The organism is Bifidobacterium myosotis, assembly GCF_002259745.1.
Lineage (GTDB): Bacteria > Actinomycetota > Actinomycetes > Actinomycetales > Bifidobacteriaceae > Bifidobacterium > Bifidobacterium myosotis.
Window position 1 is genome coordinate 12,632 of sequence record NZ_MWWW01000017.1, and the last position, 12,836, is coordinate 25,467.

General features: G+C 64.5%; 7 protein-coding genes and 2 pseudogenes. 3 read left to right on the plus strand and 6 right to left on the minus strand.

The genetic code is table 11. The annotated features are described in order from the left end of the window. Positions 1-19: 19 nt before the first annotated feature. Together BMYO_RS12450 and BMYO_RS12455 are read right to left on the minus strand one after the other, a co-directional pair. Positions 20-268, minus strand: a pseudogene (locus BMYO_RS12450) (nucleoside deaminase); the annotation flags it as partial. Between the two features lie 225 nt (positions 269-493). Next, a pseudogene (locus BMYO_RS12455) lies at positions 494-688 on the minus strand (deaminase); the annotation flags it as partial. Between the two features lie 186 nt (positions 689-874). Between BMYO_RS12455 and BMYO_RS08200 the strand changes: the two are divergent. Continuing rightward, positions 875-2,947 (plus strand): Na+/H+ antiporter, encoded by a 2,073-nt coding sequence (locus BMYO_RS08200; RefSeq protein WP_094668009.1) that lies wholly within the window; start codon positions 875-877, stop codon positions 2,945-2,947. A 245-nt stretch (positions 2,948-3,192) separates the two neighbouring features. On the opposite strand, the gene BMYO_RS08205 is transcribed toward BMYO_RS08200, so the two are convergent. Continuing rightward, positions 3,193-3,996 (minus strand): sulfite exporter TauE/SafE family protein, encoded by an 804-nt coding sequence (locus BMYO_RS08205; protein WP_094668010.1) that lies wholly within the window; start codon positions 3,994-3,996, stop codon positions 3,193-3,195. 82 nt (positions 3,997-4,078) lie between these two features. After that, positions 4,079-4,984: an alpha/beta hydrolase gene (locus tag BMYO_RS08210; protein WP_094668027.1), complete on the minus strand. Its 906-nt coding sequence runs from the start codon at positions 4,982-4,984 to the stop codon at positions 4,079-4,081. 378 nt (positions 4,985-5,362) lie between these two features. On the opposite strand from BMYO_RS08210, the gene dcd reads away from it, so the two are divergent. Together dcd and BMYO_RS08220 are read left to right on the plus strand one after the other, a co-directional pair. After that, positions 5,363-5,944 carry a dCTP deaminase gene (gene dcd, locus BMYO_RS08215; protein WP_094668011.1) on the plus strand — a complete coding sequence of 194 codons (582 nt, stop codon included), beginning with the start codon at positions 5,363-5,365 and terminating at the stop codon, positions 5,942-5,944. Positions 5,945-6,044: 100 nt separating this feature from the next. Beyond that, positions 6,045-7,772, plus strand: coding sequence for an FIVAR domain-containing protein (locus BMYO_RS08220; protein ID WP_094668012.1), 1,728 nt, complete (start codon positions 6,045-6,047; stop codon positions 7,770-7,772). A gap of 345 nt (positions 7,773-8,117) precedes the next feature. Here the strand turns inward: BMYO_RS08220 and BMYO_RS08225 are convergent, their stop codons facing one another. Both BMYO_RS08225 and BMYO_RS08230 read right to left on the minus strand, forming a co-directional pair. Beyond that, on the minus strand, positions 8,118-11,111 hold the full coding sequence (locus BMYO_RS08225) for a cation-translocating P-type ATPase (protein WP_094668013.1): 2,994 nt from the start codon (positions 11,109-11,111) through the stop codon (positions 8,118-8,120). A 394-nt stretch (positions 11,112-11,505) separates the two neighbouring features. Then, positions 11,506-12,828 (minus strand): MFS transporter, encoded by a 1,323-nt coding sequence (locus BMYO_RS08230; protein WP_094668028.1) that lies wholly within the window; start codon positions 12,826-12,828, stop codon positions 11,506-11,508. Positions 12,829-12,836 lie beyond the last annotated feature (8 nt).

Here is a 12,836-nt window from a genome sequence, read left to right on the forward strand (position 1 = left end):
CGGGCAAACCGGACACGGCTCAACGACGGGTTGCGAAGAAATCCGTGAGGATGGACTGGCACGCCGATTCCAGCACACCGCCGTACACTTCAGGCGCATGGCCCACATGCGGATCGCGAGGGATGTCCCACACCGAGCCGCAGGCGCCGAGTTTCGCATCCCATGCGCCGAACACGATGCGGCCCACATGCGTCTGGATGCAGGCGCCGGCGCACATCGGGCACGGTTCGAGCGTGACCACCAGCGTGCAATCGGCGAGGTTCCACGCACGGGCCGGGGAGGCCGGAACCGAATCCGACGTTGACGCTGAAGTCGAGGAATCGACGGCCGCCGTGGCGATTCCGCCCATATCCGACGGCAGCGTGCCGCCCATTGCGCGCCAATCCAGTACCGAATCATCAGGAGCCGAATCATCGAGCGCCGATTGCGCCGCGCGTAAGCCGGAGCCGACCCGGTGGAGACCGTCCGCCAGCAGGCCGCGGCGACGGGCGTCGGCCGCCTCGCGCATCGCGATGATCTCGGCATGGGCCAGCGGGTCTCCCCCGGTCTCCCGCGTGTTGAAGCCGCGACCGATAATGCGCCCGTCCGGGTCCAGCACCAGAGCGCCGACCGGCACGTCGCCGGCGAGCGCGGCCTGTCGGGCCAGCGCCAGGGCCTCGCGCATCGCCGCCTCATAATCTTGATTCACACCTCCGAGTCTACGGCGAATCCGCGAGTCGTCGTCGGCGGCCCCGCGCCCGGACCACCGGTCAGGTAGTAGCGGACCGTGTCGTGGTCCTGTCGGCCCCGTGCCCGGACGCGAGCCGCCGTAAGGCTACCCGTAAGTTCCGGCTGTTTTCCTATACTTTTCACGACACGGGGAGAAGGTGGGATCATGGCGGTATTCGAACTCATTGTGTGCATCATCGCTGCGGTGGTATTGAGTTCGTTCCTGAGTCGTTTCATCCCCAAGGTCTCCACCCCACTGGTCCAGATCGTGCTCGGCGTGATCGTGACGTATCTGCCGTTCTTCCCGGACACAAGCCTTGACCCGGAACTGTTCATGGTGCTCTTCATCGCGCCGCTGCTGTATCTCGAAGCGCATGAGATCGACAAATCGGCGTTGCTGAAAACCCTGAAGCTCAGCCTGTCGTTGGCGATCGGTCTGGCCATCGTCACCATGGTTGCGGTGGGATTCATCCTGCATGCCGTATGGCCGTCCATAACCCTGGCGGCGGCTCTGGCGCTGGGCGCGGCGCTGGGGCCCACCGACGCCGTCGCCGTGAGCTCGCTCGGACGTGAGGCGTCCCTGACGCAACGTCAGCGCAGCCTGCTCAAAGGCGAGTCGCTGTTCAACGACGCCTCCGGCATCGTGGGCTTCCAGTTCGCGCTGGCTGCCGCATTCACCGGCACGTTCGCCGTGGGCGAGGCGGCCGGCGAGTTCGTCGTCTCGTTCATCGGCGGCACGATATTCGGCCTGATTGTGGGCACACTGGCCAACTGGGTGTTCGAAACCGTGCGGTCGCTGGGTTGGGAGACCACCACCACACGCATCCTCATGGAACTGTTCCTGCCGTTCCTGCTGTATCTGGGCGCCGAGGAATTCCATGTGTCCGGCATTCTGGCGGTGGTGGCGGCCGGCCTGTTCACACGCTTCGACCGCACGGGCGTGGGGCCGAACGTGGCGCGCACGAACATCGTGTCCGCCTCGGTGTGGGGCGTGCTGAGCTTCTCGCTCAACGGCGCGGTGTTCATCCTGCTCGGCATGCAGCTGCCGTGGGCCATGCAGGCCAGCTGGTCGGACCCCTTCATCAGCAACAACATGCTTATCGGGGTCATTCTGCTGGTCACCGGTGTGGTGATTGCGCTGCGCTTCGTATGGGTGGCGGCCATGCTGCGCATCGCGCGCGACATCAATACTGGGCAACGCCGCAAAATGACTCCGGAACGCTGGCGGTCGGCCGCGGTGATGACCTTCGGCGGCCCCAAAGGCACCATCACCCTGTCCCTGATGTTCACCATCCCCTACTATCTGGCCAGCGGCGTGCCGTTCCCGATGCGCGACGAGCTGCTTTTCATCGCCTCGGGCGTTATCGTGCTGACGCTGCTGTTGGCCAACTTCCTGCTGCCGCTGCTTGCGCCGAACCGCGGCAAGGACCCGGCTGCCGCGATGGTGCCGATCACCATCGACGTGCTGCGCGCCACCGTGGAGGAACTGACCGGTCGCATCACACCGGAGAACCGTCGCGCGGTGCTGGTGGTGATCGATCTGTACACCAAGCGCATCAGCCGTCTGAAGCAGCGCATCGGAGAATCCGACCCGCATGGTCTCGAGCAACTGCAGATCGAGGCCCTGCATTGGGAGAAGGAATTCGTGCGCGACCGTCTCGCCGACATCAAGGCGCATCCCGATGCGGACGAGGCCACGCAGGAGCTGAACGTCGAGGCCTGCGAGCGCATGCTCGACCAGATCATGAACACGCTGCGGCACACGGCGACCGATCCGACGGCCGGACACGCTGTCTCCCAGATCCGCGGACGTGGGCGCATGCTGCAGCGCCGGTTGAATAATCTCGCCAAACGTACGATCTCCAAGATCCGGCGCACCACGCCTTTGGTGAGCGAGGACCAAATCTTCGCCCGCACACGCGAGATTCAGGTGGAGGCGATTCACCATGTGATCGACCGTCTGGTGGATGAGATGGGCCTTGATACGTACAACACGGAGCACTGCTCGGCGCTGCTGCTCGACTACCGACGCGCCGAGGCCTCGCTGCAGGCCCGGCCGAATATGAGCGGCAGCGCGGCAGCCATCGCGCAGATCGAAGAGGTCAAGAAGGAAAGCTACGGCATCGAACTCAGCGTGATTCAGGATATGTTCGAGGCCGGCGACATCAATCGAGCGCAGATGCGTTCGCTGCGACGGAACATCTATGTCATGCAAGTCGATGCCGATTCCGGCATCTGACTTGCATGACCGTCGCGGCACAGCCGCTCCCCTCGCCTACGGACAGTCCACTGGACTGTCCACTTCACGGCTCGATCAGCAATCACGGACTTCGCTACGCGAAGACTCAATCCACCCCTCACTCGACTACCGTCTCGTTCAGGCCTCGCCTATGGACAGTCCACCGGACTGTCCACTTCACGGCTCGGCAAGTCGATGCCGATTCCGGCATCTGACCTGCATGACCGTCGCGGCACAGCCTCCGTTCAGCGGCGCGTAGCTTTGATGGCGACCCAGATGGACCGGATCAGCAACGCGCATAGGTAGACGGTGAACAGGATCGCGCCGGTGCGCGGTGTGACCGCGGAGGCCATCCATGTGCCGAGAGGCGCCGTCGCCGCAGCCACAATGCCGATGATGAGCGCCGCCTTGACATGCACCATACGGCGTCGCGCGTTCGCCACGGATGTGGTGATCGCGTTCGGGAACATGGCCAGCAACGACGTGCCGCGCGCGATCAGATCGCTCGCGCCGAAGATGATCGACAGGGCCGGCACGCAGATCGCCCCGCCGCCGATGCCCAGCAGACCGGCCAGCACGCCGGCGATCACGCCGAAGACGATAAGCCCGACGATGGTGCCCGCATGCATGTGGATCGTGGAATCACGCGATGGATTCGACATGGCCTGATTGACGATCACGAACACCAGAAACAGCACAAACGCCCATCGCAGCACCAGTTCCGGCAGTTTGGACAGCAGCCATGAACCGATCTGCCCGCCCACGAACATCCCGGCGAAAATAATCGCCGCCGCAATCCAGTCCACATCACCTTCGACGGCATAGGAGACGACGCCGGAGACCGCGGTCGGCACGATGGCCATCATCGAAGTGGCGGCCGCGTGCCGTTGCGTCAGACCGAGCCAGACCAAGGCGGGCACGATGATCGTGCCGCCGCCGATGCCGAACAGGCCGGACAGGATGCCGACCGCCACGCCCACGACGGCCATGATGACCATGCCGCGCGGGGATTCGTCCAGATGGTTCTCGTCGATGCTCACTTCGCTCACGACGCCCAGTCTAGGACCGGACCCGGCGAGGACGGGTGGCAGCGTCCGACTGTTGCACGCCCGCCCGCGAACAACCCGCAGGCTACAGCACACCCGACGTGATGTCGTTGTCCAGCAGCCACTGCCGCAGGTCGGCGAATTCCTCAAGGCTGACGTTGTGGTCAAGCCCGTGGTAGCTCTTGGTTTTGAGCCACGTATGTTCCTCAAGCCATGCGGCCGTGGCGAACAGTTCGTACTTGGGAATCACGCCGTCGAGTTTGCCGTACGTGTAGAACACGGGGATATCGAAATCCGCAAGCCGGTCGTCCGCGGGCGCGGTGCCCGGCACCTGTCCCGGCGCGTTGAAGCCGGACAGCGACACGACCGCCCGGTAGCGCTCGGGGTGAATCCTGAGCAACTGGACCGCCACCAGTCCGCCTTGTGAAAAGCCCAGCGGCACGACGTCCCGGTCGGCGGGGATGTTGTCGGCCACCCATCGGTCCACGGCAAGTGCGGCGGCATGGGCGTCATAGTCGAGATCCTCCCCCACGGGCATCGCGGCGTGGAGCCACGCGTAATTGCCCGGTTCGGGACGGCTGTCCGGCCGATCTTCGTACATTCCGTACGTTCCGGTGCCGGCATCAGTCCGCGCATCCGATGACGCCGGCGCCGGCGCCGATGAGCCGTTCGCACGTCCGTCGGTGGACGGCGCCGGTTCGGCAAGGGTGATCGGACCGCGCAACGCGACGAAATCGTTGTAGGGGGCGATAAGGCGCATGATATCCGCCATGTCCTGTTCGTTGGAGCCCCATCCGTGCAGGCAGAGGAAGAGAGGATGCGTGGGGTGCCGGCCCAAGCCGCCGCGTGAGACCAACGCATGATCCACGGCCAGCGGCTCGCCGAACCGTCCCGGCACTTCAGTGGATTCGCGGCCGATTAGCTCATCGGCAGCCTTGCCGGAATGGTCCGCATCCGAAGCCCCGGAATCCCCAAATGGGTCCGGGAACATGTCGAGGAACTGCTCGGGGGTCAGGTCGTCATTCGCATCGTCGCTCATACCTGTCCATGGTAAAGGGTCGGCGGGCCGCGCCGCCCGGAACGGCTCATGATGTGCGTCACAGCAGTCGCCGGCTTTGCGGAACACCGGAGCAAAAAAGAACCCCGGCGGGGAGACCGCCGGGGAGAGAAAGGAGAGAGAAGAAGAAAGGGGTTCAATTGTCGGGAACTGCTGCGGCTCCTGGCCAGCTTCTTGCTGACATCATTTATATAACCACCGCTTTCTGGGTCTAACGATGGGTTTTTCTGGGAATAACCTGAGAATGCCGAAGAATACCGTTTCCACACAAAACGCTAGACTGGGCAACAGTACGTAAAACAAGGAGTTTGTATGCTGCTGTCCGATCGCGATATCCTCGCCGCGCAGGCCGCCGGCCATATTTCGCTCGAACCGTGGACCCCCGAGATGGTGCAGCCCGCTTCCATCGACGTCCGTCTGGACCGATATTTCCGCCTGTTCAACAATCACGCCTACACCTACGTGGACCCGGCGGAGAATCAGGGTGCGCTCACCGAGCAGTTCGAGGTGGGCCCGGACGAACCGTGGATTCTGCATCCCGGTGAGTTCGCGCTTGGTTCGACATGGGAATACGTCAAACTCGATCCGACCATCGCCGCCCGGCTGGAGGGCAAGAGTTCGCTGGGCCGTCTGGGCATTCTGACCCACTCCACCGCCGGGTTCATTGACCCGGGCTTCGAGGGGCATATCACGCTGGAGCTGTCCAACGTCTCTACGTTGCCGGTCAAGCTGTGGCCCGGCATGAAAATCGGTCAGATGTGCTTCTTCCAGCTCAGCTCGCCCGCCGAGCATCCGTACGGCTCGCAGGGCACCGGCTCGCACTATCAGGGCCAGCGCGGCCCCACGCCCAGCCGGTCCTATGTGAACTTCTACCGCGCCCACATCGACGACTGACGGCGGAAGGCCGCACGCGCATTCCGCCCCGCTCCCCCCGTTTCCGGCCGGCTGTGATGCCGGCCCTTCCGTTTCTGCCCGCATACGTCAAGGAGATGCCATGACCAATATCGATGGCGGTTTTGATTTCGATTTCCAGCACCACGACAAGCCTTCCAAGCCGACCGTTCCCCCGCTGACCGCGCCGACCGTGCAGCCGGTGCAGTCTGCGCCGGCTCCGATTCAGCCGGCCAGCTTCCCCGCTTCGGCCACTCCGTCGACCGGTTCTTTCGCCGGTGCGACAGAGCCGACCGGAGCCACGCAACCGTTGCAGCGCGCCTCCGGCAACCTGACCGGCAACGCCTCCGGCGCGACGGCGGCAGGCCAGCAGCAGTACGTGTGGGATAGGGCCACCCAGCGATTCATCCCCATCGGCACCGAGCCGGCAGCTCAGCAGTACCCGGCCCAGACTGCAACGGACGCGTCCCAGCCGACGATGGCATACGGCCAGAACGCACAATCAGCCTCTCCATACGGACAACCCTCCGCAGCGCAGTCCAGCGCACCCACGCAGGTGTTCCAGTCGGGCGCCAGCACCGGCGCGACGCAAGCCTTGCCTTATACAGGAACCAGCGCCACGCAGGCCATGCCATACGCCGGCGAAGGTGCCACGCAGGCCTATCCCGCCGCCACACCGGTGGCGCAGCAGTACCCGACACAGACGGTGCCGATGGCGGCGTCGGCCGCGCCGTCCTATCCGGCCGCCTATCCCGCCCAGTCATCCATGGGCCAGACCTCGCCGGCCGCGGCCAGCGAGGCGGCGACTCAGGTGTTCCGGCCTCTGACCGATGCGGCACCGGCGGCACAACCCGCGACGCTGCCCCCGTCCATTCTTCCGGGGGACCCGGAAGGGGATGAACCGGAGGGCGAAAACCCGGACGGCCGCGGCTCGCGCCGGGGCGATGGCGGCAAGAAAAAGCACACCGGCGCAATCGTCGGCGGTGTGATCGCCGCCATCGTGGTCATCGCCTTGATTGTGGCAGGTGTGCTGTTCTGGCGTTCCAGCAGCTCGAAAGTGAGTCATGCCGCGGCGCTGGTGGAATGCCAGGTCGCCGCCAAGGAATACGACGCGGCCAAGGCCAAGCTCACTGCCGCCGTGGCCAATGGTCAGGCCATCGCCCAGACCGCCTCGGATCAGGTGACGGATGCCAGCACGCTGAATACCCTGAATCAGGCGCTTTCGGCGGCGGCCAACCCCTCGGACACCGCCAAGTGCGAGACCTCGGCCACCACCGAGGAGCTCAAGTCGCAGGCCAAGGACATGCAGGCGCAGTCCGACGACGCGACCGACAAGACCGACGCCATCAATGACGCCATCAAGGCCATCAACTCCTCGAAGGACACCGCCAATACCGAATCGCTGAAGTCCAGCCTGAGCTCCGCCATCTCGCAGGCCCAGACCACGCTGAACAACTCCGCCGGTGCCGTGGCGGACGAATCCACGCGCACCGCCCTGCAGACCGCCATCACCGACGCGAACAACGTGCTGGGCCGCTCCAAGCCGTCCGAATCGGACGTGAACAACGCCATCTCCGCGCTGCAGAAGGCTGAATCGGACGTGAACGCCTCGATGCAGACCCAGCAGCAGGAGCAGGCCAACGCGAATAACTCCAACAATTCCGGCACCAACGGCAGCACCGGCACCAACAACGGGAACACCGGCAACGAAACCCAGAATGGCACCACTGGCAACGGTAACGGCAACAACAACAGCGGAACCAACACCGGCAACGACAATTCGACCGATACCGGCGGCAACGGTACCGAAGACGATTCGGCCGAAAACTGACGTGCCTACCCCATCGCACCGTGTACACCACACGGTGCGACAACGCAGCGTGCACATCACACGGTGTAGGGATTGGCCCACCGTGTAGGGAAATCCCCATGGTGTAGGGAGAAAAATTTTACCATCCGCGGAATTAAGCCGTTTTGGGACCCTACACCGTGGGAGAATCCCTACACGGTGGGCCAATCCCTACACCGTGTGATGATCCCTACATCATGGGACGAATGGGACGCCAGGCGGGGGGAAACGCCAACATACAACCCGCAAAACCCGGTGGCCCGGACCTTCGTAGTTGAAGGTCCGGGCCACCGGGTTTGTCCCTAGGAAATGAAAACGAATAAGGCGTTACTGGCGCTTATCCATTATTCTTAGCACAATCTTGCGCAACTCGGAAGCGACAAGCACAAATGCCGCCAAACCGATACATTCCAGCCACGCCATGGCGCTCAACGGCGTGGTGCCGAACGCGGAATTCAGGAACGGCACGTAAATCACCACGAGCTGCAGCACGATGGACAGGCCAATCGCGCCCCACAGCCACTTGTTCGAGAACAAGCCGACGAATGCGGACTGCAGGTGGGAGCGCGAGGCCAGCGCGTTGAACAGCTGGGCGAAGACCAGAATCGTGAAGCCCATCGTACGGGCCTCGACCATCTGGGCCTCGTGGCCGAGCGCGTCCACCGACCGGTCGGTGAACAGGCCACCGGCCAGATGCATGTCCATACCAATCAGGGTGACTATGGCCATGATCACACCGATGTAGATGATGTCGCCCCACATCGAGGCGTCGATCACGCGGTCGGTCACCTTGCGCGGGCGGCGGGCCATCACATCATCGGTCTGCGGGTCCACGCCCATCGCCAGCGCGGGGGCCGCGTCGGTCAGCAGGTTGATCCACAGCAGCTGGGTGGCGAGCAGCGGCACCGTGACGCCCACGGTTTCCGGCTGGCGGATGCCGAGGAATCCGGCGAGCACCACGCCGAAGAACACGGTGAACACCTCACCCACGTTGGAGCTCAGCAGGTAGCGCAGGAACTTGCGGATGTTGTCGAAGATCACGCGGCCTTCGCGCACGGCGGCCACGATGGTGGAGAAGTTGTCGTCGGCCAGGATCATCTTGGCGCTCTGCTTGGTCACCTCGGTGCCGGTGATGCCCATGGCGACACCGATGTCCGCGGTCTTGACGGCCGGGGCGTCGTTGACGCCGTCGCCGGTCATGGCCACGATGTTGCCCTGCCGCTGCAGGGATTCGACGATCTTGAGCTTGTGCTCCGGCGCCACGCGCGCGTACACGGAGACATCGGCGGTGGCCTTGTCGAGCGCCGCCTCGTCCGCCAGCTGATCAAGCTGGTCGCCGGTCATCGCCTTGCCGTCCTTGGCGATGATGCCCAGATCAGAGGCGATGCGAGCCGCGGTGAGCGGGTGGTCGCCGGTGATCATCACCGTGCGGATGCCGGCGCGGTGGGCTTCCGCCACGGAGTCGCGGACCTCGGTGCGCGGCGGGTCGATGATGCCGACCATGCCGTTCCAAATGAGATCGGTTTCGATGGCCTCGGCCTGATCGGCGATGTCCGCGACCTGGCCTGCGGCGTTGACGGTCACGCCCGGCACATCGGCCAGCGAGCTCGTCTCCAACGGGCGGCATGCCTCGCCAAGCGTACGGTAGGCCTCAGAGGAGAGGCGCTCGACGGTGGCGAGAATCGACTGGCGGTCGCCTTCGGTGAGCTTGCGCACATGCCCGCCCACGCGGATGCGGGAGCAGTAGCTCAGGAGCACGTCCGGCGCACCCTTGGCGAAGACCGTGAGCTTGCCGGAATCGGTGTCGTCCTTGGCGATGATGGACATGCGCTTGCGCTCGGAGGTGAACGGAATCTCGGCCACGCGGGTGAACCGCTCGGTCTTGCGATCGGCCTTGACCTTGCGCGCGGCCACAATGAGCGAGACCTCGGTGGGGTCGCCCACGATCTCCCAGCGGCCGTTCTCCTGCCGCAGTTCGCCGTCGTTCGCCAGCGCGCCGGCGGCGAGCGCTGCGACGACTTCGTCGGCGATGACGCGGGCCTCGTCCGATTCGGGCGAGACGCCGCCGGTCATGACCATACGGCCTTCCGGCGCGTATCCGGTGCCGGTGATCTGCACTTCGCCGGACGGGGTCACCACACGCTCGACGGTCATCTCGTTGCGGGTCAGGGTACCGGTCTTGTCCGAGCAGATCACGGATGCGGAACCGAGCGTCTCCACCGAGTGCAGCTTCTTGACGATGGCGTTGTGGGCGGCCATGCGCTGCACGCCAAGCGCCAGCACCACGGTCAGGATCGCGGCCAGGCCCTCGGGCACGGCGGCCACGGCGAGCGAGACGGCGAGCAGCAGTGAGTCAATCACGTCGTGGATGTCGTTGAAGCCCTCGAGCACGGCGAGCGCGACCAGCACCACGACGGCGATGATGCACACGGCTATGCCGAGAATCTTGGAGACGTAGTCCATCTCCTTCTGCAGCGGGGTCTTCTCGTCCTCGGTGGCGGACAGCATGTCGGCGATCTTGCCGACCTGCGTGTTCATGCCGGTGCCGGTGACGATGGCGCGACCGGTGCCCTGGGTCACGGACGTGCCGTTGAAGATCATGTTGGCCCGGTCGCCGAGGGCCTTGGCCGCTTCGAGCGTGTCCGGCTTCTTGCCGACCGGCACGGACTCGCCGGTGAGCGAGGCCTCGGCGATGCGCAGGCTGGCCGCATTGACCAGTCGTCCGTCCGCGGAGACCGAATCGCCCTCGGCCAGCACGATGATGTCGCCGGGGACCACGTCCGTGGTGTTGATGCGCTGGACCTTGCCGTCACGCAGCACGGAGGTCTGCGGGGCGGTCATCTGCGCGAGCGCCTCGACCGCGGCCTCCGCCTTGGCCTCCTGCATATAGCCGAGCACGGCGTTGACGATAAGAATCAGGATGATCACGATGGCGTCGAAGGGCAGCGCCTCGCCGCCTTCCGCGCCGGGCTGCGCGTTCGCCTTTTCGATGAACCACGCGACCAGCGAGATGCCGGTGGCCGCGATGAGCAGATACACCAGCGGGTCCTGGAACTGGGCCAGGAACTTCTTCCATTTGGGTACGGGCGGCGCGCTGGCCAGCTCGTTCGGACCGAATTTGGCGAGTCGGCGCTTGGCCTCATCCTCGCTCAGACCGCGCGCAGGGTCCACATTCAGGGCCTTGGCCACGTCTTCGGCACTGGTCAGGCTTGGATCGGCGTCCCCCAACAACGCCTGCTGCGCGCGCACTTCCTCTGATTCCGCGACCTCATTCGTTGCAATCGCGGACTGTTTGGATTGATCTTGCTGACGATCAACCATGTCATTCTCCTTGGTATAGCCGCGGAGTAGTCAGCCCCGGACAGCCGCCGGATTCTCTCTTCCGGTGCCGCGTGGGACTGCGCGGTTATGGACATCGACGCAACTGCTGCCGATGCATACGATTGCCATTATTCCATACCCCCGAGAATCGGTGGGCGCACAGCGTAATGCGTTTTGTGGGGTTTTGGAGGGGTTTGGAGGGTTGGGCGTGCCGGCCGCGCGTGCTGGCCGCGGGCCGGCCGAACGGTGCAATTAGTATGCCGCGCCATAAGTTCGTTGATTATATTTTTGGCTCCCCTTGTTAGGGGAGCTGGCCCGCGAAACGGGTCTGAAGGGTAGTGAATTAATAACGAATTTCTGACGCGGGATACTAGTTCTCGCATCAGGCCGACTTTCAGCCAAGCTGCTCGTGAAGATTGCGCGCGATGGAGCGGTCGCGCAGCCCTTTGGTCAGCTGCAGTCCCACGGTGACGGCCATCAGCACGACCGTGCAGGCGATCCACAGCACCCGGCCCCCGAAGCCGCTGATGACCCAACCTCCCACCAGCGGCGCCAAGGCGATGGACACGGACCACACCATGTTGTAAACGCCTTGGTAGGTGCCTCGTGCGGCCGCCGGGGCCATCGCGGCCACCGTGGTGGTGGCAATCGGGAAGGTGCCGAGTTCGCCCAACGTCCACAGCACCACGGCGAGCGCGAAGCCGGCCCACGAATCGGCCACGATCTGCACGGCGTAGCCGACGACCGTCACGGCCAGCCCCACGATGAGCACACGCGAGTTGCCCATGCGCGCGAACAGCTTCATCGCGGGAATCTGCAGCAGGCACAGCATACCGCCGTTGATGGTGAGCAGCACGGAATAGTCGCCCAGTCCCATGCCAAGATTCGTCATGGCGATGGGCAGACCGGACGTGCTCTGGAAGTAGACGAGATAGTAGCCGAACATCAGCAGGGAGAAGGCGAGGAACGGGCCGTCGGTCAGCACGCGACGCCAGTTGTCGCGCAACGATGCGTTCGTCGGTCGTACGCCATCGCCGGGAGCGGGGGCCGACGACCCGGCGGAATCCGATTCGCCGACTGCGCACACCGCATCCGCCGGCCCTGCCGTGTCAACTCTCGCCGCATCCGCCACGGCGATCCCCAAATGACGGACCTCGCGGAAGAAGAGGACGAGCAGCGCGGTGACGGCGATCAGCACGGCGGCCTCGACGTAGAACATCAGCGAGTACGAGACCTTGACCAGCTGGTTGGCGATGATCGGGCCGATGGCGTAGCCGAAGTTGATGGCCCACGATTGCAGCACATATGCGCGCTGCTGGCGCTCGACGGGCACCACGTCGGCGATGTACGCGGCGATGGCGGGGCTCGGCAGCGAGGCGAACGCGCCATAGACGAACAACGCCGCGCCGATGGGCGCGGGGGCCGTGAGCGCGGACGTAGCCAGCAGGGATGCCGCCGCGCCGATCTCGCCGATGACGATCATCGATTGGCGGCCGAAACGGTCGGACAGCGTGCCACCGAACAGGCATCCGATGATTGCGCCGAAACCGTACATGGAGACGACCGCACCGACCACTCCCTCGTCGATATGCAACGCGGAAACCAGATATATCGACAGGAACGACGTGACGAAGCGTCCCATCCATAAGATAAGAATCGCCAACCACAGTCCCCAGTACAGCGGGGACAAACCGAATATCTCACGTTGCCGTCTCACCTGCAATA

Coding starts and splice junctions, on each gene's coding strand:
- BMYO_RS08200 (WP_094668009.1), top strand. CDS start 875: ATGGCGGTATTCGAACTCATTGTGTGCATCATCGCTGCGGTGGTATTG.
- BMYO_RS08210 (WP_094668027.1), bottom strand. CDS start 4,984: ATGTTCCCGGACCCATTTGGGGATTCCGGGGCTTCGGATGCGGACCAT.
- dcd (WP_094668011.1), top strand. CDS start 5,363: ATGCTGCTGTCCGATCGCGATATCCTCGCCGCGCAGGCCGCCGGCCAT.
- BMYO_RS08220 (WP_094668012.1), top strand. CDS start 6,045: ATGACCAATATCGATGGCGGTTTTGATTTCGATTTCCAGCACCACGAC.
- BMYO_RS08225 (WP_094668013.1), bottom strand. CDS start 11,111: ATGGTTGATCGTCAGCAAGATCAATCCAAACAGTCCGCGATTGCAACG.